The organism is Paenibacillus sp. JNUCC-31 (assembly GCF_014844075.1).
In the GTDB taxonomy this organism is placed as follows: Bacteria; Bacillota; Bacilli; order Paenibacillales; family Paenibacillaceae; genus Paenibacillus.
Genome location: NZ_CP062165.1, coordinates 167,074 through 191,263 on the forward strand (window position 1 = coordinate 167,074; position 24,190 = coordinate 191,263).

Consider the following 24,190-nt stretch of genomic DNA (forward strand, 5'->3'; position numbering starts at 1 on the left):
GTTTGTCAAGCCTTGTTGTCTTGGCTGGACTACAAGAAACTGATATAATTTTCTCTGTACCCCAAATAACCTCCATTGGCGTGGAGGTTATTTGGATAATTATGGGTATTAATGTGTATAGGGCTCGCCCTTTTTCAAGATGGCGTATACGTGATGGAGAAGCTTGTTGGCGCAAGCGATCACGACCACCTTGTAAGGCTTGCCCTCTTTTCTTTTCTTGTCGTAATACTCTTTTAACCTTCGGTTGTCTGCTTTTCGAATTCCGCACTGTACGGCCAGATATAACGCTCGTCGAAGCCTCTTGGAGCCGCGCTTCGTAATCCGGCTGCTTGTCGCTGTAAACTTCCCTGAGCTGTAAATCCCTGGATCCAACCCTGCATACGCGACGAGCTGCTTCGCATCCTGGAATTGACTTGCATTCCCGAGTTCCGCCACGATGGCAGCGGCTAGTTTGCCTCCTATGCCTGGTATGCTTTTAACCAAACCTACTTCGGGCAGTTCCATCGCCAGTGCTTCCATCTGCTGTTCCAAATGGCTTAACTGCTTGTCAAACTCCAGCAGCAACACGACCATGCTGGCCAGTGCTACGGTTTGAGATTGGCTTCTTCTTTGTCTGTTCCAGCCTTCCATAAGTTCCCTCAATCGTTCCGTTTTTTCTGCAATCCATCGCTTCGAATGAGATCTACCCACACATTCCTGAATTAGACGTTCCACATTCTCAGTCTTATTCTCCAAGCATCGTTGTCGCATACAAGTTGCAAAAGACTCCGATGAAATCAGGAAACACCTGCTCAAGCAATGCTCTGCTGTTTAGCTTCGCCTGCACATACATAGCGGTCACAAACTCATGCTGCCTAGTCAAGTGCTGAAGCTCACTGTAGGACTCTTCCCACTCGCGATGCGCTTTAACATCCCCACGGTAATACATCTCGGCCAAATGCCAGGCATCTGCTGCATCGGTTTTCACTTTTCGAAGTTGTGTGCCTTTGGATCGCTTCGCTTGCAAAGGATTGATGATGTAGTGAATCCATCCGCTACGTTTCAGATATCCTGCCAAACCTCGATGATAATGTCCGGTTGCCTCGAAGACAACGACAGGCTCCACACCACTTGTCTCTCTCAGTATGCTGAGCACTTCCCCTAGCCGCTCGAAACCTTCCTCACCATGCTGAAGGGTCTCCATCCTTCCATATGGATCGTTACGCTTTTTGAAGGCCTGAATAACACTACATCCTTTCGCCACATCAATTCCAACAACGGGTTGCATAAAAACCTCTCTAATTCGATTTACCGGCATTCCCACCTGGTTTCCAAACCCATAGCTTCGCTTGTGATACGAGGTCATAGCCTCAACCAGCTCAAACATGGTCGTTGGAAGGTAGTGAGAGAACAGTTTTTTGTACGGGTTCTTTGTCCCTAAGCCGCCCTCGTTCTCCCGGCTACCACCATCGTAAAACACCCATAAAAATAGGCCAACCAGAAAATTTCTGGCTGACCTAATAATACGAAAGCTGCTCTGTATCCTTAAAGCAACTTTTCAAACCTATTCAACTGAATGGGTCCAATAAGTCCACTTGGTTCCTGTTGGGCAAAAGAGGACAAGAAATCTCGCTGATCTTTTACCAACGTATTTGTAACCTCAATAATTAGTTTATTCCCCCCTTTCTTTAACTTCCCATGGATTTCGAATCGATAAGGCGGACAGATCCGCACTCCTACATGCTCACCGTTTAACCATACTTCTGCCGTTTCGAACACTTCGCCCAGATCTAAAATCGCTTGGTTAACGGATTCGTTCCATTCAAATTGTGTTTCATAACGAAACGTTCCGGAAAATTGCGGAAGATAACCGGGCGAGCACATATTGGTTAACGTATTTAATTGGCCCCACTCCACAAAATATGGATACTGTTCAGCGTCCGCCGTTGACACCGTCCACTTGGCTTGTAGATCAATGGTCTGGTTGAACTCTATATCCACTGGACCTATTGCATGACTATCCAAGTTATCTCCATGAAGCAGAATGATGGATTCATAAGGATACAGCATCAGCTGCACCGACTTCGGATGAGTGTCTGATGTAGTCAAGTGGATCAAGCGATTCCGGAAAGCATCATAGGTATAGATCTCGCCTTGTACAGGTAAAACAACCTCTGTACGTATCATGTCATGCGGACTCTCGTTGAAGAACATAAACACATCCAAATCAGGATGAACATAGTGGTAATGCCGCAGATAAGATTCATACGAATGCACTTGAATATCGAAATACCCAGTGCTCATCAGATCCTGAGACAACTTGTTCAGCTCTACCTTCTTAACGTTCCTATGATTCGCAAGATATGATAGCTCACCAGCAACTTCAATGCCTTCGCTGGAACGTGTGGGCAGTCCGTCAACAAAATAAATGGCCAGACCCTGTTCCGCAAACTGAACCAAACGCTGCAGCAGCGCCGCAGGAAGCGCATCCGCATAAGGCAGGATCAGGCATGCATAATCTTCCAGATGCACATGCAGTCTGCCATCCATCACACGCGCTCTGTCCAGAAGAACATCGATCGGAAGAATATCGCAGTCTATCTGATGCTGCATCAATTCCTTGACGGGCTCCTGAAAATACATGGCTTCCCCTGACCACTCGGCTTCAGCGTGATACACAACACCTGCAGTTGCCACGTGCCTTCCACCTGAAATCAGGTGGCTAATTCGGTTCATATATAGATTTAGATGTTTGTAGTATCGATACTGCGGATTTTTACCGCCTGCATACATATGCGGTGGACAATCGGGATCCAGGAAGGTTTTCTGTGTAAAAGCATGCGGGACGAAGTAGTTAACTCCACGCACCAGCATATGGTCGGTAAGCCACTTCATCAACTTCAAGCCCTCCGTCCAGCCATAGGCACCATACAATTCGCACATCGTCCGGCCTTGTTTTTTCGGATCCATGTGCCCGAGCGATACGGCCAGCTTCGCCAGGCCATAGTGGAAGAACAGACTGTCCGTCTCCCCTGACGTGGTGCGGAAACTCAATTGGTCAAAGCCAGGCACGATCTGCCATAACACCACATCAAGGCCCGACATATCCTGTCCCCAGAGTGAGCGGAAGAAGTGACCTGCACCGGGACCAAGCCTGGCATGAACATTGTTGTCTTCAAGGACATGTCCGATATACTCAACTCCGCGAGCTCTGCACCAATCCCCGATTTGATTGCAGAAGTTATCTGCGTAGAGCTTGCTAACGATATTCATATAAGTGTACCGCACGGTAGCAGATCGCTCTCCCCCATTCTGCCAGAGAAGATAAAGATCCTTACGATAGTCCTCACCGAGGGCCTGCTCCAGCAAAGCAGGCATTTCAAGGCTCCAGGGAAGCGACACCCCTGGTTTGCCGGGTCTTGAATTGAAGTCGAAGGTGACCGGATCATTATAGAATCCAGGTTCGTCCGAAAAGAAGCCCGCAAAGGTTTTACCGAAATCCGCCTGATATCGTTCATAGACCCTCTCATAAACCGTATTGATCAGAATGCCAACCGAAGCCCGGTCTAGCGGGTTGAGATAATCTTCCTGCGCTTTGCTGCCACCCTCCTTATTGGCAGAAATTATAAATATGCGCCAGTATCCTTCGGGGATGTCCCAATACAGAATACCGTCCTGTACATGTTCAGTGATATTGACGCAGTCGCTCAGTAATGTTCCATTGGACGGATCCCGGCGGACTGCAACAGCGGAAACCAGGTTGTTTTTCCCTTTTGCATGATGACGATCCGATATTGTAGGCCGAAGCCCAGTCATCAGCAATGTATCCAGCAAAAAAGAGGCACCTTTTGCAGGACCCAGAGTATCAATATAGCGCTCACCCAGAAACAAGCGGTGAAGCTCTTCCGGAGCTTCCTGTATTTTGCCTGCCGCATGCCCCGTAGGAAAATGATCGTCATCCAGCAGCCATACCTTCATCCCCCGCTTACGGGCTTCATCCATAATAATGTCCATGTCTGTCCACCATTTCGGTCCCAGAAAATCAGGATGCGGACGAGCCTCAACACACACAGCACCGATGCCTGCCTCATCCACACGGGCCATCTCTTCCCGGATCACCTGCTCATCCTCCCCATGCTGCCACAGAAATGGGAGGATATAATTATGTTCCTCACCCTTGAGAACTTCCATTAACCGATTTGTCATGATTCCCTCCTGGTCCGGCATCTATTTCAATCCGTAGATTCATACTCTGCACGTCAGATCCATATTAAAATTCGCCCGTCTTCAACAGAATGCGGGCGAATATCTTCGTTAATCCATTATTTCTGTACCTTGGCGTACCACTCTCTTGCGCGCTTGGTCACCTCTTCCCCGCCCGATGTATTCCATTTATCTACAAACTCATCAAACTTGCTGATTGGGTACTGTCCCAGAATGATTTTCGTGGCGTATTCCACGTATAGCGTTCGATTATTGATGTCCGGGAAGCTGTCGTACACGCTGGCTGGCATCCCGTCACCGGCAATGACTTTCGCGTATTTCTGGGCTTCCTGCATATTACGGGTCACCTGGTCGATCGCCCATTTACTATCTTCTGAAGAAGTACTGTTAAAGAGGTCGATCGTAAAATCAAGTGTCGCCAAAGTCGAATACGGATTCAAAAGTTGATTTTCCTGACTGCTCTTGTCATCGGGAAGTTTAACGGCTTTGCCGTCTTTCATCTCATAGTGCATGCCTTCCACGCCCAGGAACAGATCCTTCCAGTTCTTTTTGTCATACATATTGTTCAGCAGCTTCAAGGTGGCCATCAGCTTGTTCTCATCCTTGTTTTTCTTGATGACCCACTGCGGAGGTGCAAATCTCTTCATTGTGTAAAAACCTTCATATCCTTCGACTTCCGGTACAGGGAGCACCGTAAAGTTAGCCTTCACGCCTGTGTTCTTCTCCAGGTTCTCCAAAATCAAATTGCCATGCTCGACCCAGTGAAAATAGTTCCCTACCTTGTCAGACTGAATTTTGCCATCCCACTTATCCTTCGTGTTCAAAAGTGATTCCTTGTCGATTAAACCTTCCTTATACAGCTTAGCCGCGAATTCCAGAGCTGCCCTCATATTCGGAGTCACTGCGGAATAAGTCAGCTCGCCGTCGTATATATCCCACTCCGGATAGCCTTCAAACATCGCTACCCCGTACATGGCAAACAGATGGTCCATCCACCGGGCCTGCTCCCTGCCACCGGTAGGAAGCTCATCCTTCTGGCCGTTGCCGTTAGGATCCTTATCCCGAAATGCTTCGAGCACCTTAACGTATTCATCCTGAGTCTTCGGCATCTTCAGACCCAGTTGATCGAGCCAATCCTGGCGGATCATGCCCGCGTATCTTCCGTATTCCACAACCCCAGGAATGTAGTAGATTCTACCCTGACCTGTAGGATCGTTCGCCTTGACAACATCCCACATCTCCTGCGGGATGGCTTCCCATACATTTGGCGCATATTTAGGCAGCAGGTCGGTCAGGTCGGCAATGGCACCATTTTTAGCCAAGCTGTCTTCAATGCCCTGCTGAGGGATGAACAAGTCAGGCATTTCATTGGCAGCAATTTTCAGGTTCAGTTGGTTCAGATAGTTGGTGCCTCCGTTCCATTCCACATACGGATGAATTACACCCACGCCAAGCTTTTCCTTATAAAACTCATACAACTGGCTGCCCTTGGTAATTGGTTTATAACCGATGTTCGTTCCCCATACTTCGATATCGACTGTTCCATCCTCATTGGCCGAAGTCTGGCCAGCTGCGGAGGAATCACCCGTAGAGGATGAATTACAGCCGGTTATTGTGCTTATCGCAAGAACACCTGCAGCCATCATTAAACCCATCTTTTTCAGAATCATAGCTAATCCCCTTTCAATCCCTGTTATTCTTGTAGATTCATCTGTTCATTGATAAAACAAGATCAGCCCTTCACAGAGCCAAGCATGGCCCCTTTGACAAAATACTTTTGCAGGAAAGGATACACAATGATGATCGGAATGATCGCAAAAATGACGGTTGCTGCTCTCAATGTCCGCTCATTGTAATTCAGATCCACCGTTGAAGCAGCACCTGCCATCATAACGCTATCGTCGGTGATAAACTGTCTAATCTTGATCTGCAGCGGAAACCAGTTGGTATCCTGAAGAAAAAATAAAGGATGCTGAAACTGATTCCACAACACCACACCATAAAATAAGGCAAGGGTTGCCATTACAGCTTTGGACAAGGGAAGAACGAAATGGAACAGCATTCGGAAATAGCCACAGCCTTCAAGAAAGGCTGCTTCCTCCAGCTCTTTGGGAAATTGTTTGAAGAAGGTTCTCATGATGATCAAATTAAATGGATTCAGAATATGCGGTAAGATCAGGACCAGTGGATTATCATAGAGTCCAATACTGCGGACCGTGAGGAAATACGGAACGATCGGCGCTTTGAAAATCATTGCAATCACAACGCATACCATAATTACGGAGCCCCATCGAAACTCTGACTTCGACAGTGGATACGCGAACAAGGCTGTCATCAGTAGAGCTAGTACCGTTCCTATCACGGTCGTACCTACTGTCAGAAAGAAGGACCTCCATAGATCCGGACGATCAATGATGTATTTCCATGAATCTAGCGTAAATTCCTTTGGCCACAGTGTCACCAGGTTCATGTCCACGACGCTTTTGGAACTGAATGAGGTGGAAATTACAGACAATAGCGGAATAATGGCCGCAATGGAAAACAGGATGAGAAAAATGGTAACCCCGGTAACAAATGCTCGTTCTCTTCTCGCTTCAACCATTTTCACCAAAGCCCCCCATCCGACACTTTTTTGGACAGTTTATTAAATACAAATACCAGGATAAAGCCAATTACCGACTGAAATAATCCGACCGCTGTCGCGAAACTATACTGCCCTTGCTGAATACCGGTCCGGAACACGTACGTATCCAAAATATCTCCCACACTGTACGTCATTGGGGTGAGCATATTAAATACCTGATCAAATCCGAGATCCAGGAAGTTACCGATTTCGAGCAGGAAAAGCACAAGCACGGTTGGTAAGAGCAGCGGGAACGTGATATGACGAATCTGCCTTAGTTTTGATGCTCCATCAATCATTGCTGATTCGTAGAGTTGCGGGTCGATCGCGCTAATTGCTGCCATATACACCACAGTTCCCCACCCGGCGTCTCTCCAGATGGACGAGATGGCATAGATGGGTCTGAAATAGTCACTCTCCTGCATGGCCAGTACAGGATCCAGACCAAACCATCCGATTACGATATTAAACAATCCGCTTAAAGAAAAGAAATCGAACAAAATTCCGCCCACGATAACCCATGATAAAAAATGAGGGATATACAGTGCCGTTTGAATTCCTTTTTTCAACGCCGATTTGCGAATCTCGTTAATCATCAGAGCCAGTAATACAGGCACCGGAAAAACCAACACCAGTTTCAAAAATCCGAGCATTAGCGTATTTCCAAATACCCTCGCAAAATCGGGATGTTCGATTAAGGTCTTAAAATGTTTGAGTCCTACCCACGGACTGTCCCCGAACCCTTGAAATACCGAGTAATCCTTGAAAGCAATGATTGCACCGCCCAGCGGGACAAATTTAAACACAATGAGAAAAACGATACCCGGAATAGCCATCACGTATAGTGGCCAATACACTTTCATTCGATGAAACGCAAAAGCTTTCAACTTATCCCCCCCAGTATTCTCTAATGAATCCGCTTACAAGGTAACTATACAGCCAGAATAATCCTCACTCAATTAGGCATTTTTAAGTTAAAACAAGTGATTTTTAAGAAAAAAGAATGCCACTTCGTTATGAAGTGGCATCCTTGATTTTTATTGTTTTGCAAGACTTTTCCGATAATCCCTTGGCTTGAATCCGGTCCATTTTTCGAACATACGTGCAAAATGCTGCGCATCCGAATAACCTACCTTATGACAGATTTCATACACCTTCAAATCTGTCTGTTCAAGCAATTCTTTCGCTTTGCTGATCCGTATGTGGGTCAAAAAATTCAAATATGTTTCCCCTGTCTTTTGTTTGAAATATTGGCTTAAGTAATACGGGTTCATATAAAAGCGGGCAGCTAATTCGGCCAGGCTGATAGGTTCATCATAATGGTCTGTGACATATTCCTTGATCTCTGAGATCATGTCCTTTTTCTTGGGAGTACGTTGTTCCAGCAAAAATCCAATGATTCCACCAATGACTTCCACCATCCACTGCTCCAGAGACGCTAGCGTCTTAAACCGTGAAATCTCCTCCAAAGATAACAACTGACGACTTAACAACTTGTTCTGCTGAAGCTGCTGAAAAGATACTTTTCGAATGCTAAGCAAAAGGATGTTCAGGCATTGCAGCTGGAGATCTGCCGGACTGAAACCTGGGTCAGCTTCTATTCTTCTAAAGATCCGATGGATCATATCCACGCTATCCCTTTCATCCAGGTTGTCGATGGCAGCCTCCAGGTCCGCGATCATCTCCTCTGTAACCAGCTCGCTTTTCCCTGTCCGATTCATGATCTGGGTAAACGAAATGATGGGCTCTGCGCCCTTGATCACTTGATAGCTGAGGGCATTTCGCGCCTCTTCAAAGGATTGGCTAATTCCACCAGGCCGATTCTGAACGCTGCCGATGCCAATCACGCTGAAGACGTTCAGTTGTCTGAACAGAATCTCATGAAGGCGCTGTGCCGTGTTAACCATATCTCTGCTCTCCAAAGCTGCATTGTGGATCACAATCACTGCAATTTGTGCACCTGTATAGCGAAAACGATAAACACTACCGTACTGTCTAAACACCAGATCAATCTGTCTAAATACAGGATCAAAACCGAGCTCTTTTAGACCGTCTGCCTTACTGCGGATTTCAATCAGGATACAAGTAAATTGTGTGCCCTCCTTAGGCATGCATCCGATCCTTTGCAGCTCCTCTGCAATTTCGGTATGGTCGTTCCCCATATCCAGAATATCTCGCAAGCCATCTTCCTGCATACGGTGATGTGATGCCAGTTTTAATGCATCCATTTCCTGGACTTTGCTTCGCTCTATTTGAATTGTATCCATGACCTGACAAACACAGTCACGCAATTCCTGTTCCTCAACCGGCTTATTGATGTAAAAATTTACACCCAGCTTCATGCCTTTCCGGGCATATTCAAAGTCCGCATATCCACTTAGCAAGATGAATTTGCTCTGAATGTCGACCTCTTTGAGCATTTGGATCATTTCCAGTCCACCCGCCTGCGGCATTCGAATATCGGTAATAACGATGTCCGGCTGCCATTTTTGAATCAGCTCGAAGCCTTCACGTCCATTATAAGCTGTTCCGACCACTTCACATTCCGGAATATAGCGATCTATCATCTTTTTGAGTCCATCCAATATCCCTTTTTCGTCATCTACCAAAATCAGTTTCATTTCTCTCACCTTCCTTTTTCGCATCGAAACTTATGTGCTCAGGCTTGCCTATCCCGGGAATCCGAATTTCGATGGTCGTGCCATTCTCGATACCAGATAGCACCTTAATGTAATATGAATCTCCATAATGGAGCTTAATTCGTTCTGCAATATTGGTCAGTCCCAGACCGTTCTCTCCAAGGTCACTTTGGTTTTCAAGGCTGTATCTGTTTGAAGCCGCCTGTTCCAGCAGCGAATTCAGTTCCGTCCATTTCTCCGGCGACATTCCGGTTCCATTGTCCGAAATTCGGATCAGAATCTCTCCGTGTTCCGTCCAGCTCCCCTCGATTTTAATACATAATGCCTGGCTGTAGCCGGCAAAACCATGATTGATGCTATTTTCCACAATAGGCTGAAATACCAACGGAATGATGCTGCACTCCAGCATTTCACCCGGCATGTTGACGGACAATGTGAACATATCATCGAATCGGATGTTTTGAAGCTGCAGATAGTTGCCTGTGTACTCCAGTTCATGCTTAATCGAATGATGCCTTCCTTCTTTCCCAAGGGTTAACCGGAACATTCGAGCCAGAATTTTAATCATGCCTGCCGTATCCTCGTCATCTTTTACCAATGCCTTCATCCGAATCGATTCCAAGGTATTGTACAGCATATGGGGGTTAATCTGATGTTGAAGAGCGAGGAATTTGGCTTGCCGCTGCTTGATTTCTGCCACGTATACCTCTTCTATTAACGTTTTGATCGTGATAATCATTTTGTTGTAGCTGTATACCAGACTTCCAATTTCATCACTGGTCTGTTCTTTCTCTATGGGAAGATATTGACCTACCTCTGCCTGCTTCATGCTTCTTCGAAGTGCCTTGATGGGTCTTGTAATTGTATAACTGAGCCACAGCGAGATCAGAAAAATAATTAGGCAACTTGTCATGATCACAATCATGGTCAGCCCTTTCATTTGATTGATTTTCTGCAGCAATTTGGAGCGTGGTATCTCGGTTTTGATGAATAATTCCCCTTGGGCCGTATGTTCCGATAAAATAATCCGATCTTCATTTGCACGGTCTCCCGTAAGATCGAATCCTGAATGGAGCACCTGCTCCCATGTGATCCGGCCACTGGCAGCTTCGGAATGATAAACAATCTCTCTACGATCATTGCTTATAATCACGCTAATGCCATATTTATCACGAGCTTGCAGAAACTCATGCTCAAGCTGAAGCAGCGTAAAGGGATCGAGATCGATTAGAAGCATGCCGGCGTATGCTCCTTTCGAATTAAACAGTACTCTTCCCACGGTCACAACGGCTCCTGCGCCCTTATCCTCGTAATAGGAACGATCGTGCAGACCGCTAATAAAAAAGGTCTGATCCGAATTGCGGAGCTGATTGTACCAATCCTGGGATAACAGTCTGCTCTCATCGACTCGACTGGTCGTAGTCGTGTATTGGTACACGCTGTTATCCCGGCTGATCAGCATTACGGTGCCAATTTCGGATTTGAGCAATGAGACCCTCATGAGAAGCTGCTGTACGGCCACCCGCTGATTAACCTCCTCGTTCATGGGTATGCTTGACCCTTCTCCGAGCCTGTAGATCAATTCGTTTTCCACTAATACTGACTTCGTAATCTTGTCATATTCCTTGATAAATTCATTCAGCGAGGACTTGATCTGGGATGTATACAAGGAGGCAAATTCCTGTGAGGATTCTTCCAGCCCTTTAGCTGACTGATGAAAAATGAATACGCTTACAATTAATAGCGGAATGATGCAGGCCAGCAGGTAACTCAACATCAATTTGTTTTGAAACCTCAACTTTTTTATCATGGGCATCCCTTCCTTTGGTGCTCATCTTAACTTTTAATATCTATCGTCCGTCCATAATTGCGTTAACTTTAACGCTCCGACCCCTATCTTGTAAAGGGATTTTTGCTGGCTTCAAGCACAGTTTACAGCAAAATGAGACGTTGGATCATGCTCAACATGTACTGTCTTAAAAATAACTATGTATTTCCTTAAAAACAACCTGTTGATAGTGAAAAGGGAACCTCCCTTTTCCGGGAAACTGCCTTTACTTTACTGTACACTCACACGAGTCTATGGTAGGTTTAGGCAAGCATTTGGCACGAATCATTTACCAGTAAAATCCAATTCGACGAGAAAAAGCAAGGTCATGTATGGTGATTACACAACAACAAATTCTGAGGAGTAATTTTACACTATGATCAATCGATTTATCAGCTTATTTTCCATTCCTTCGTATGCTTTACTCTTTATGTGTATGGCATTACAAGGAATGGGCATTTCGCTCAGTACCCCCTTTTTATCTATTTATTTCACGGAACAGCTTGGCGTATCTATTGGCATGTTTGGGCTTTATCTAGCCGTTACACTAATTGCAGGAATATGGATCAGTACACTTATCGGGAGACGTTCTGACCTCGGCTTAAATCGAAAGAGCGTTTATCTTTTCTCTACTCTCGCTAATGCCCTGGCTTTTAGTGGTTACTTGTTCATTCATGATTTTCCAATTTTGTTCATTTACATGACTGTGTTTACTGCCCTTGGTGCACCAGGGATGCCTCAGTTGTTCGCTATTTCCAGAGAAGCAGTGATAAAGAGTCATTTTACTGAGCGTGCGTTTGCTAATTCTACCTTGCGTTCTGCTTTCTCTCTCGGCTTTATTACAGGTCCTTTAATCGGCACTTTATTACTCGCTGCTATTGGATTTAAGGGAATTTTTTTGGGTACAATCGGAGCTTTCTTGCTTGTTGCTCTGCTTGTTTTCCTGTTTCTCAAATCAAACACAGAAATGAAGAGCAATCATGCTGAAGTGAAAATAAAGAATTTCCGGCTGGCTCAAAACCGAGATATTTTGCTTCCTTTTCTAATTCTGATACTCATGTATACAGCTCATTGGATGAGCAGCATAAACACGGCTCTCTTTATTACAAACAATCTTGGGGGAACGACAAGCGATGTCGGTTTAGTCAGCAGTATATGTGCTGCACTGGAAATTCCTTTTATGATTGTACTCGGTCTACTTAGTGCAAAGTATAGTAACCGAATCTTGGTGTTTTGCGGGGCTATTTTCGGAGGAGCTTATTATTTCGTTATCCTTATTTCGAACGCGATGTGGCAAATGCTTTCAGCACAAATTTTGCTCGCTGTTTTTGTCGCCGTCATTTCTGCGATTGGAATTAGCTACATTCAGGACCTGCTGCCCAGAATGCCAGGATATGCTTCCACACTCTATTCGAATTCATCCACAATCGGCAGGCTGATTGGTAGTCTTCTTGGTGGTGGAGTAGCCAGCATTGTGGGTTACCGATACTCATTTATCTTCTGCTTTATACTTATCATTGTTGCTGTAATTATGCTTGTGGTAAGTGGACGACAGCCTGCAGATGAACCGCAAATTTCAACCTAACTACGCCGATTCAACGGGATAATGTAGATTTTTGAGCTTTTCCACCTATGGGGTTTGTCATCTTATCACTAAACTATCTGCACAAAAGTCGAACAAAGCAGCCGATCATAGATTAGCTGCTCTTGTTCGTTTTTTTGAATTTGATATCCTTATGATTTAAAAATTTCATTAAATCGTTACTCAGTAGAACAATCTCATTGTTAGCATTATTCGCATAATCCGGCAACATCATATCCCTAACCATATTCGTTCGTAGCCATGTCATAAAGAAAAGATCCAAAATTAAGTTTGGAAAATTAAGCACCATTTTAAGCATTGGTGGATCAATTGAAACACCAGCTTTTTGTATTGCCTTTAGATGCGCTTTTAAATTGACTGTTATTTTGCGTGCCGTCCTTCTGGTTCTGGCTGTTTTTTTGTCCATTATCTTATTCTCGGATTGTAAAACGCTCAACATGGCAATGTCTGATACAGAATGTGTGATTAGATACGACTGCATATCCTTTTTAATAACGTAAGGAAGCTTTGCTATTTTAAATATTTTTGCGAGGTTTTCTATGCGTTCTGTCACTACACCATTAATTTCTCCGAATGCAGTTGCCGCTATAATCTTTGGTAGAAATCGAGTATGCAATATTCCATCCTTAATCTGTCCGCCGAAGCCCGGAAAAGCGGGTAAAAGCCTATCACCTACGATATCCAGCCACGAAGAAAATCCCATTGAATTACTAATCATCGTAATTATATTTTCGCTTCGATTATCTTTTAGCGCTAACAACGCTGATTCGGACCGATCATAACGAACGGTAACGAAAATAAAATCGTATACATCGTCGTTTTCGAGTGTATCAATGACATTCACTTTTATCGATCTGACTGTACCTTTTTCCTTATACCGCAAGCCATTTTCTCTTAATGATATATATCTATTAGAACGTGCAAATAGGGTAACGTCAAACCCTGCTTCTATAAGCTTCATTGCATACATGCTCCCGATGACACCTGCACCAAAAATTAAAATTCGATCTTGTTTATTCGACATTAAAACCACTCCTACCGTTTACCATTTCTTATTTAATCATCCGACAACATGTTGTATGATGTGATTATAAATTTTCAATATTCATTGATCAACCATCAGTTTTTTATGATTTGTCGGATGATATTCTTATTCGCTAGTAGGAGGAAAACATGAAAAAGCAACCCCAAATAACGGAGAAAACAAGACAAACATTTGTTGAAGTTTTTTGTGAGTTATACAGCCAAAAACCAATTGAGAAAATTTCAGTTCAGGAAATTGCGAATAAGTCAGGATATAACCGCAGCACCTTTTATCAATACTTTACAGACATTTATGAATTACTAGAAACCGTTGAAAATGAGTTGTTAAATGACATCAAAAAAGAATTGGCGAATAAAGAGCTATCGATGCATACCGTTCAAGATACGCTCTATTGTCTGGACAAAAGAGAACATCTCCTGGTTCTTAATGCCCTTGTGGGTGATTATGGAAGTGCACGTTTCTTAAAACGTTTAAAAAAAGAAATCACTTTGGACCAATTGGAATTGAACGTTCCACAAAACCATGCCTTAACGCCATACTTAATTGAGTTTTACCTGACAACTTCCCTTTTTTTATTTCGTCTTTGGCTCCAGCGTCAAAAGGATTTATCGTCAGAAGAATTTTTTAAGTTAGTGGAGAACCTATATTCAAAAGGGATTACGCCCTATATTAAAGAATGAGTCGGTCATTTTTTAACAATGAAAAGCGCGCATAAGCTTGAATGAACAACCCACTCCCTAAAGACTAACCCACAGTTACCTGCCCGTTAACTTAACGAAACAGATAAATATCAAAAGCCGAAGTCTTTTATTATTGTGCTCACATTATCCTCAGGTTCACATAGTTAATAACGTTTTTTTAAACATTGGCAAGGCATCATGCTCGAAGCATTCCCTTAAAAGGAAACCAACCTTGTTCCTGCATAAAATAGGATCAAGGTTGGTTTCTTTAATTACAGCTGCAAGAAAATCTTATACAGAACCTGAGCAGCTTCTGCTCTGGTTGTCGTTCCAGCAGGACTCAGGGTGACATTGCTTCGCCCGTTTATGAAACCCATTTCAACCATTGCAGCCATGTCATCAACTGCGTACTTTGCTACATTTTCCGCATCTGTAAATCTCTTGAGATCCTCAGCTGTATGGGTCTGCTCAGTTTTCCCCACTGCCCGCAAAGCCCGCATGGTCAGCACAGTCAAATCTTGTCTAGCAATTTCCGTTTCCGGATAGAAGCTGCCGTTCGAGCCCAGGGCGATCCCGAGTGCTTTCGCTATTCCGATTTCCTCATAGTATAGGTCTGTTCCCTTCATATCACTGAAGGTGGTGTTGAACTCTGCTTTGAGATCCAGTGTCCTTACCAACCAAGCTAGATACTCACCTCTTGTGACCTTTTGGCCGGGACTAAAGCTTGTTGCTGATGTCCCGTCGATGAATCCTTTGGACGCCATTGTTTCAACCGCTGGTGCGTACCACGAATCCTTGATGACATCATTGAAGAACTTCTTCGTATAAACAACTGCATATTCACCTGTGTTTGCCGCTGGAAAAACAATGGCTTGTAGAGCACTGTCGTATTTGCCATTCAGTAGCTGAACAAATGTACTATTCGCAGCCACGTACGAAACTGTAAGGTATTTGGAATTGGCCAATTCTTCAACATCAGGAGCATAAGGCAGTCTGATTTCAGCCGGTGCATTCAAGGCTACCATTTCTTCTCCATCTAATTGGACAGCGAATGCAATAACAGGTCTGCTGGCTGTTACGGATTTTACTTCTGAATGTAGCTTTGCCGTATCTAGCCAGCTCAGTGTCAGTACCACACTTTTGGCACCTGACACATACTTCAGCAAATTAGAAGGTACTGCAACGGTTCCAAATTCCGTATTAATCTCGATCCTGATGTTGGCATGCTCTGCGGTTAGTGCAGCTGCAGGAAGCTCAACCGCATAGGAATTGGCACCCTTTGCTTTCGGAATGTCCACCATGATTGTTTTAATATTACTGCTATTCGCCTTTACATGCTCCAGAGCCTTATTAAGGTCTTCCTGCCGGATGGGTGCTCCTTTAGCTTTACCGGTTTTGATATCCGTCTTTGGTGCCACAATCTTAATCAAATTCCCTTCGACTTTGATGTTTTCAGGAGTCGGTGAAGGTGCGGTGACTGACACAGGTGCATCCATTGACGGCGGTGTTTCCGTCGGGTTCGGATTGATGACTGGATTGCTGATAACGACAGTAAGGGATTGGCTCGCATAATGAGTTGCCGTTTCTTTATATCTCACTTCGTAGATTCCGTTGCCAAGACCTGTAACCTCTGTGCCTGTGATCGCATGCCAGCTGTCGGCGTCTCCTCCCTCTTGCCGGTATTCCATTGCAGGACTTACACCAATGATCTTACCGTCCTTGACCCCCGCTGCACTGACATTTACAGCCTTGACCTCTGCACTGGACGGCGGATTCTGCTCCTGCTTGGTTCCGTCAGGCACAACGATCAGGATCGCAGGGCTTGGATTGCTCATATCTGTTCCGGCGTACCGGAGCTCATAGCTGCCGGCTACCAGACCTTCAATGCTGCTCCCACTGACCGGCATGTAACCACCGTGATCTGCCATCCGGTACTCCATATCGGCAGTCACATTTTCAATCCTGCCATCATTTCCGCCTGCTGCTGTAGGCGGTGTAATGACCAGTCCTTCCGCTGTTGGTGCCTCTCTGTCTTCCTTGGCTTCATTGCGAATGTCCACGGTTACCGGCGGACTTGCCTTTAGGCTGTCTGTGGCTGCGTACCGGATCTGATAGCTGCCAGGCTCCAGATCGCTGATACTTGAACCTGTAACAGGCATGTAGTCCTCTTCGCCAAGCTTCCGGTATTCCATCGTATCATTCAAACCCTCAATTTTGCCTTTTATGTCGATATCCGAATTGGCGTGTGAGATTACCCATCCACTCGCATCTGGTGCAGCCTGCTCCTGTGTCTGCCCTTCCGGTATAACGACTTCCTTATCCAGGCTGGCGCTCAGCGAACCAGTCTTCATATATCGGACATAATATTTACCGGCAGTGAGGCCTGTAACCTCAGTTTCTGCAATTGCAGTATAAACTTCTTCGCCTTCTTTCTTATACTCCATTTCGCTTGTCACACCAACCAGTTTGCCGTCATCTCCATGGAGAACGGACGGTGCCACCCCGGCTGGTGTTACTGGAGCCGCGCGATCAGGAATGGATCCGGCCTGGAGAACTTCCCATTCCCACAGGCCGACACCGTTGTCGCCTGCCTGTGATTGCTTGGCCAGGGTCACCCGCAGTGCTTTTACATTCAGCACTGGATCAAACGTGTACGGATTGGAGGATTCTGCCGGAGAATGTTCAACCACTTTGATTCCCTCCGTAACTGTTCCCGCTGTTACCCATTCATCAGTTGCGCTATCCGCCGGGATGTAGGAATACACAATTTGGGTAGGCGGCTTGATTCCGCCGGCATCTGACCACAGCACCAGATTCGAACTCCGGATGGAGGCACCCTGCGGCCATTCATATTGCACCCACTCCTCTGCGCCCTCATGGCCCCAGGTCCCCCAATGCGAAATGTTGTTGCCATCCTTCTTTCCGTCGTTTACTGCCGCCAGACTCTCCCAAGGAGAGGTATAGCTGGAAGAGGCATTTGCGAGGAAGGCCATATTGCCGTCTCTCGGACTGAGCAGACGCAAATCCGTCAGCAGCTTCTCAAGCGCCAGGGTAACTTCCTCGTCTATGGCATTCATATTCTTGATCACAGCAGATGCTTCTGTCTTCGCCGCTTCGATTGGCGCAAGGCCAGGATCTGCAAAGTTCGAAGCATTTAATGTATTTACATAGTTATAGACCTTAATCAGTTCTGACTTATCTACCGCTCCGGTATAGCCGTTTACCTTCCATTCCAGAATACCGCTGCCATTAACGGAAGGCTTCATGTCCATACGGACACCTGTAATATATGCAGGCTCAAAGGTAGTTGTATTATACTTATTTAGCTCATTGCCAAGTCCCTTAATGGCCCTTGGGGTGTACCATTTTCCATCTTCACCGCGAAGCATCATTTGCATATCCTTCGGACGGAAGTTCCCGCCGTTGTCCTGAAATACATATACATCCATGGAAGAGGCCAGGAATGGCTGATCCCATTCATACGTCACCCATGCCGGATCTCCTTCTCTTCCCCAGTTATGCCATGCACTGTTGGTGGCACCACGGTTCGGCGAGAAATCTGCCGAGCTCTTAGGTTCAATGCCGTTATTCATCGCTTCCGGATATCCGTCGCCACCAGAGAAGCTGGCGGAGGCCTTGGCTGTCAGCGCCGCATTCTGCAGCTCAGTATTCACGACATATACGGTAGCCCGAACCTCCAGAGCACTGCCATTGACGTTTCCCCTGGCTTCAAATTGGCCTGCATTCGCATAGTTGACTGGATCAATAACATCCCAAGTGATTTCCTGCTCTAGATACCCGTCCTCTGACAGAATATAGATTTGTCTAGGGAGTTCTGGCTCAGTATCCTTCTTGGTCACTACGCTGAGTGCCCGGTAAACATCAACGGTATCTTCCTTGATCTCTATCGTTATATCCTTGCTGGCCTTCTTGTCTCCGTCTGCCGCACTGAATGTAAACGTGTAGGTGCCGGCCTTGCTTACACGCGCATAGGCTGCAGCTTTGTCACCATCCACAAATGAAATGTCCGCTGAACCTTCAGGCTTTTGCTTGATGGCCCAAGTGTACTTCAACTGGGGTTCTTCTGCCTCGCCATGCACAGGGTCAGGAATGGCCTCCCCGGACAATACCACGATACTGTTATTGGCAACATCCTGAACCGCAGTCACTTGGCCAATTGCTGGAGGCTGTTTATCCGGCGGTGAAGCCAGCTCGAAGATGACTTGGCTGGAACCAGTCAGTTGTCCATCACTTGCGCTAAGCTTAACCGTATAAGAGCCTGCTTTGGTACCCGTAGCCTGTGTAATGCTTGCTTTCGGATGAGCAAAGGTTAGCTTGCCGCCTTCCGGGGCGCTGACCACTTCCCATTGGTAAGACAGAGTCCCTTCCGGCGCGCCATCATCGGTTACAATCCCATTCAGCATAAATGGAATCAACGCCTGTGGATGTTGTGTCGCCAGATCTACAGTAATTTGCGGAGCTTCATTTTCACCGCCGGCTGACTTTTCAATGATCAATTCAGCACGCTGCACGCTACCCATCTGAAACATGGCAACGCCTTCATTATTCTGAACATAGAACTGTCCGGCAGCTGCACCATTCAGCTTCATGGTATAATAGCCATTCTCCATCCCCACTCCATCGAACAAAATCCGTGAAGTATGCTCTTTCCCTGAGGGATTCAGGAGTTGGAGAGTAAAACCCTTACCATCTTTTTGAATTTGCGCGCTTTCCATTTTATCGCTTTCCAGCTCCAAATAGATTTTCTCATCGATTAGGTTGATCCGTTTGCCGAAACCGTCTTTTGGCGTAATGTTGTAGCTATCTCGTTCGTCAGTTACCAGCGCCCCATAACCAAACAGCCCGAATATCGGATCTGTAACAATATCAGAGCTGATGCTGAGAAGGGAACCATAGAGGCCTTCTTCCGATTCGCCCGAAAAATCATTCCAGCCGTTACTCATGACGCGTGAGCCGCCATCGTATACGTCCTTCGTACCTGTACCTCCCTTATACATCGAATATCTCCAAGAGGTACTGCCAACGGAATTAGCCGAAATCTGTCCCATATTGACGGCATTGAAGTTCGAAATCTTCGCGGCATAATTGCGCTGCTGTGCAATTGCCTTCTGCTCCACCGATCTGCCATCATTCTCATACCTTAACCAGTCATCCATAATGTATCCTGCTAAAGACGCAGTATATTGGAAATTCCACCAACCTTCACCGCCGCGGAAAACGGGCACGGAATAATGGAACCAGGTAGGCTGTATCCCGCGCATGGCACGTGTTTTCCAGTCGGCCATTTCCATACTTTTCTCAGCTGCACCTGTAAGCGCGTCTGCTGGATAGTACGTGCGCAGCGCCTTCGCTGCTGCATAAGCCCCTTCTTCGCCAGTATTATCATATTCAAATTCCGATCCGTAAGGATAAGTGGCTCTAGTCATATTCCGTCCCTTGTCGAGGGCGAACTTCTTCTGCAGATTGGCTGACTCGGTCTGCATCCCCTCTTCCTTCAGTGCTTCAATCATATCCGGGATTTGCTGCTCCCCATAGAATCCGATGGCCCCGGTGGAAACACGCTTATAGTAGATGTTATACGCTTTCTCCAGATAAAACTGAGGCGATTCCCGGTACTCGATCAGATTGGGATATGCCTTCTGAATCCGGTACATGTTGAAAAACCCGGTAGCTTCCATGATTTCGGAGAACGTACGTGTATAAGGCTTATCTTTGTCGGTGTAAGCTCCAGAATCTTTCAGCCAGTTCGCAACGATATGGCTATCCTGAGTATTCTTCATGTATCGTTCCCACATGAAGTCGATCAGATATGTCTCGATCGAGCGAATTTCATCAGGGTTGGGGGCCAGATAGTTCTTCATCGTCATGAAGTTGATGTTGTCGTGGCTCCAGTCATCTCCCCAATGGCTTGTATTGAGATCGATGCCGCTTGTAAGATACCAGTCGAAATAGTTCCCGTAAGTCGGACTTTCCTGATTCTTATCCTGTGTTTTCTGAACCATGAATTCGGAATGGGCATCCGAGATTGCATCCAGCTCGGCTAGAACATTGAATTCAAATTGAGTGAATTTATCCACCCATTCGTTGCCATCCTTCAGCTTATATTCGATACGAACGCTGTTGTTGCCGATCGAATCAAACTGAAGTGAATAGATATGATGCTGTTCACCATTTACGATCTTGGTCTCCACAAACTCAACTGACTCGTTGTAGCCAGGGTTTCCGTCAGGCAGTCCACGTCCGGCCCGCGAGTTGTCAACCATTTCCTTTCTGCTCTTCCCAGGCTTGATATCCGGAATATGTGCTTCGTCAAACGGATCATTCTCTTCCACATTCTGAATATCGATGGACTGTACATCAACGATACTGTCGTCATAGTGCAGGTCTAGCTTTACAGGCATATTGATCGCTGTCTGGAAGCCCGGCACCGCTAGGGCATCAATCATGCCAGATTTATATAGGATGGACCGGAGATTGGCTTCACGGTCTTCCATCGAGGTCGAACTGTTATTTGGGCTTTGGGGGCTTTCCTGCGGCGTATTGTCGCCTCCACGGACCGCTGAGAATTTGAACTTATACGTCTTGGACTCATCCGGTCCTAGGACGAGGCTGGAAGCATCGGTGAAGTATCCGCGTCCCGTTTTTTGGATTTCTTTGGAGTGGATATAGAGCACATTCAGTCCCGGATACCAGCCGCCACTGTCCCCTGTCCAGTTCTTAAAGGTATCTGCAGCACGCCGCTCTCCTGCTTCATGCATCCAATAATCCACATACTCGATTCGAGCGCCGCTCTCGGGCACTGGGGTGAAGAGCATAAAGTTCCCCTCACCACTGGTGCGGATGGCATAAGAATACCCACTGTCAGCACCTGCGAAATTATGCACTGTCACACGGTCATCATAGGTATCGGATAAGGTCTGGTATTTGTTATTCCAAGGCATCGGCAAGCCGATATCCCCGAATTCGATATACTGATTGCTCTTGTTCTTCACCGTAATCTCCCAAAGCATTGAACCGTCATTGGTCTCCATATCAAAAACGGATTTCACATCGAAACCCTTCATTACCCGCTGGTCTGTAGAGTCCAGGTTCTGTCCGATAAAGTTGACTTCTACCTTCTTGCCGTCTGCTGATGCCGTCTTGTTAATATAGGGGTTATCCGGATTGATGGTCGAATATTGTGTAGATCCTCCGGCGGCCAATGTTTTATTGATATCAACTTCTACAAAGCCGTCCCTGTTGTCAGGGAATTGTCCATTGGCACCCGTACGGTAAGAGAAGATCATTTCACCCATCCACTGGTGCTGGGTACCATTCTGCGGCGATGTAGTGTTAGGCAGGACGAAATTGATTGGCTCCCCCTGTTTATTGGCAGGATTGTTTTTGATATAGAGCTCTTCAATCTGGCCTAAGTCGCCGACTTTAGCCGACAGGCTGGCATTGGAGATACCGGTCTTTACCGCAGTGGCCGCAACCTCAGGCAAAGCGCTAACCTGCAACGGCAGACTTGGAATAGCCAGGAGCAGTGCGATCATAAGCTGCTTCCACTTCTTCGAAATCATTGTCATTATAACCTCCTGTATACATGTGATCATATCCATTAGGGGTTTAATTCTCTTAAACCGGTAAGTATAGTGTCTTCTACGAATTACCTTTGACCGATCAATCGAAAATGACGTTCATGCTTTCGTCTAAAGTAGAATCTCTAAGTCGTTTGTTAAAATATCGAATCCTATAACGGGATTTTCTTTTAACCTTTCACCCCGCCAACCGTGAGACCTGAGATAAAGTAGCGCTGAAAGAAAAGAAACAGAATCAAGATGGGCACAATGGCAAGCACGGCTCCTGAGATCAGTTCCTCATAATGATTGCCCAGCGGGGATACGAAGGAAGCCAGCCCAATCGGCAGGGTAAACTGTTCCGTTGTCCGCAGCACAATGAGTGGCCAGAGAAAGTTATTCCAGCTGTTCATGGCCTGCAAGATGGCAATTGCCCCAAATGCCGGGGCCATCAGCGGCACCATGATGCGGAAGAAGATGCCAAACTCGGTACAGCCGTCAATTCTGCCTGCATCCATAAAATCCTTGGGCAAACCCTGAGCGAATTGTCTGAAAAAGAAGATCGGCAAAGGCGCCACCACAAAAGGCAGAATAACGCCCCACACTGTATTAATCAGCTTCAGTTTAATCGTCAATTCATAAAGGGGCAGGATAATAATTTCCATCGGAATCATCATCACAACCAGCACGAGGGTGAAGATCAGATTTTGTCCTCTGAACCGGTACACGCCCAGTCCGTAACCGACCATGGACGAAAACAACAGGCTCAGTACCGTGAACAACGCGGTGATGACCAGACTGTTTTTGTACCACGTGAAGTAGTGGCCTGCCGCTCCCGATCCGGCAAAAATCGTCTTATAATTGTCCAGGCTCATTAAGGCCCAATCCCAACGAACGTTAAGGCCGTACCGGAACAGTTCGGCAGCTGGCTTCAGTGAGGCAAGTATTAATGCATACAGAGGAAACAGCATCAAGACAGCCAAAGCCGCAAACAGCGCCAGTAACAGCACAGAAGCACCATTTATTTTATTTTTTCGTGTCCCCAAGGTACTAATCCTCCTTCCTGAACATGCCCAGCACGGTAAGCTGAAGCATGCTGATCAGGAGCGTGATCACCAGCAATGTGATGCCGATGGCTGCACCGAATCCGAGATTAAAATATTGGAATCCCTGCTGATAGATATAACCCACCATCGTCAGTCCGATATTTTGTGGAGAGGGTTTGCCTGCCCAGAGCATGTAGCTCTCCGTGAACATCGCATACCCTCCATACAGCGTAATCGTAATCACATAGATGGTTATTGGCTTAAGCATGGGCACCGTAATACTCGTAAATTTCCTCATCACTCCAGCACCATCGATATCTGCGGCCTCATACAGATCCTTGGGAATGCTCTGCAGTGCCGAGAGAAAGTACAGCATGTTAATGCCCATCCAGCGCCAGCCTGCGAGCACGACCAGTGCAACCATGGCCAGTGACGAACTGTATAACCACTGCTGGCTTGGAATGCCAAAGGCATTCAGGATGGAATTCATCAGTGCTCCGTCGAGTTCTCCGAAGATGAGCCGGAATACAACCCCAGCCACAACAACCGAAGTCAGTGCAGGAATAAACAGGGCTGAGCGAAACAGGTTCCGCGCCATCATGCGACTGGAATTGAGCAATACGGCAAGCACCATGGGTACCGGAACCAACAGCAGCAGCGTCCAGAAGGTGTAACGCGTGCTATTCCATAGTGCAGCCCGAAAGTCGGCGTTCCAGAGTTTGCTGTAATGCTCCAGCCCCACAAACTGAACATCTCCAGGAAGAACTTGCTGAAAGCTCATCATGCCGGCCCGAAACAACGGATAAGCGAAAAAAATGAGAAATGAGAAGATAAACGGCAATACAAACCAATACGGAGCCCATGTTCTGGAATTGACTCTGATGCTCCGGCGCCTGTTGGCGCGTACAGAAGCTGTTTTTACCTTATGAAGCTGCACGGTGGA

Annotated in this window: 12 protein-coding genes and 1 pseudogene; 2 read left to right on the plus strand and 11 right to left on the minus strand. The window is 46.2% G+C overall.

Annotated elements, in window-relative coordinates; translation table 11 throughout:
- Window positions 1-108: 108 nt before the first annotated feature.
- The 7 genes and pseudogenes from JNUCC31_RS34190 to JNUCC31_RS00695 form a co-directional block, all read right to left on the minus strand.
- Window positions 109-1,267 (minus strand): annotated as a pseudogene (locus JNUCC31_RS34190) (IS110 family RNA-guided transposase).
- 257 nt (window positions 1,268-1,524) lie between these two features.
- On the minus strand, window positions 1,525-4,185 hold the full coding sequence (locus JNUCC31_RS00670; protein WP_192267602.1) for a glycosylhydrolase-like jelly roll fold domain-containing protein: 2,661 nt from the start codon (window positions 4,183-4,185) through the stop codon (window positions 1,525-1,527).
- Between the two features lie 116 nt (window positions 4,186-4,301).
- Window positions 4,302-5,873, minus strand: a complete 1,572-nt coding sequence (locus JNUCC31_RS00675; protein ID WP_192267611.1) for a type 2 periplasmic-binding domain-containing protein — start codon at window positions 5,871-5,873, stop codon at window positions 4,302-4,304.
- 62 nt (window positions 5,874-5,935) lie between these two features.
- Complete coding sequence (locus JNUCC31_RS00680; RefSeq protein WP_192272618.1) at window positions 5,936-6,805, minus strand: carbohydrate ABC transporter permease; 870 nt, start codon at window positions 6,803-6,805, stop codon at window positions 5,936-5,938.
- A gap of 2 nt (window positions 6,806-6,807) precedes the next feature.
- A complete protein-coding gene (locus JNUCC31_RS00685) occupies window positions 6,808-7,713 on the minus strand; it encodes an ABC transporter permease (RefSeq protein WP_095357822.1) in 906 nt (301 codons plus the stop codon).
- Between the two features lie 150 nt (window positions 7,714-7,863).
- Window positions 7,864-9,447, minus strand: coding sequence for a response regulator (locus tag JNUCC31_RS00690; RefSeq protein WP_192267613.1), 1,584 nt, complete (start codon window positions 9,445-9,447; stop codon window positions 7,864-7,866).
- Window positions 9,425-11,275, minus strand: coding sequence for a cache domain-containing sensor histidine kinase (locus JNUCC31_RS00695; RefSeq protein ID WP_228469406.1), 1,851 nt, complete (start codon window positions 11,273-11,275; stop codon window positions 9,425-9,427). Before JNUCC31_RS00695 ends, JNUCC31_RS00690 begins: the two co-directional genes overlap by 23 nt.
- A 394-nt stretch (window positions 11,276-11,669) precedes the next feature.
- On the opposite strand from JNUCC31_RS00695, the gene JNUCC31_RS00700 reads away from it, so the two are divergent.
- Window positions 11,670-12,878: a sugar efflux transporter gene (locus JNUCC31_RS00700; RefSeq protein ID WP_192267617.1), complete on the plus strand. Its 1,209-nt coding sequence runs from the start codon at window positions 11,670-11,672 to the stop codon at window positions 12,876-12,878.
- A 112-nt stretch (window positions 12,879-12,990) separates the two neighbouring features.
- Here JNUCC31_RS00700 and JNUCC31_RS00705 read toward each other — a convergent pair whose 3' ends face one another.
- Window positions 12,991-13,920, minus strand: coding sequence for a ketopantoate reductase family protein (locus tag JNUCC31_RS00705; RefSeq protein WP_192267619.1), 930 nt, complete (start codon window positions 13,918-13,920; stop codon window positions 12,991-12,993).
- A gap of 149 nt (window positions 13,921-14,069) precedes the next feature.
- On the opposite strand from JNUCC31_RS00705, the gene JNUCC31_RS00710 reads away from it, so the two are divergent.
- Window positions 14,070-14,621, plus strand: a complete 552-nt coding sequence (locus JNUCC31_RS00710; RefSeq protein ID WP_192267621.1) for a TetR/AcrR family transcriptional regulator — start codon at window positions 14,070-14,072, stop codon at window positions 14,619-14,621.
- Window positions 14,622-14,893: 272 nt separating this feature from the next.
- Here JNUCC31_RS00710 and JNUCC31_RS00715 read toward each other — a convergent pair whose 3' ends face one another.
- The 3 genes from JNUCC31_RS00715 to JNUCC31_RS00725 form a co-directional block, all read right to left on the minus strand.
- Window positions 14,894-22,210, minus strand: coding sequence for a DUF5695 domain-containing protein (locus JNUCC31_RS00715; protein WP_192267623.1), 7,317 nt, complete (start codon window positions 22,208-22,210; stop codon window positions 14,894-14,896).
- Between the two features lie 182 nt (window positions 22,211-22,392).
- The gene (locus JNUCC31_RS00720) at window positions 22,393-23,247 is read right to left on the minus strand and encodes a carbohydrate ABC transporter permease (RefSeq protein ID WP_416234355.1); all 855 of its coding nucleotides are present in this window, start codon (window positions 23,245-23,247) and stop codon (window positions 22,393-22,395) included.
- Between the two features lie 4 nt (window positions 23,248-23,251).
- Window positions 23,252-24,184 (minus strand): carbohydrate ABC transporter permease, encoded by a 933-nt coding sequence (locus tag JNUCC31_RS00725; RefSeq protein WP_192267625.1) that lies wholly within the window; start codon window positions 24,182-24,184, stop codon window positions 23,252-23,254.
- Window positions 24,185-24,190: the final 6 nt, after the last annotated feature.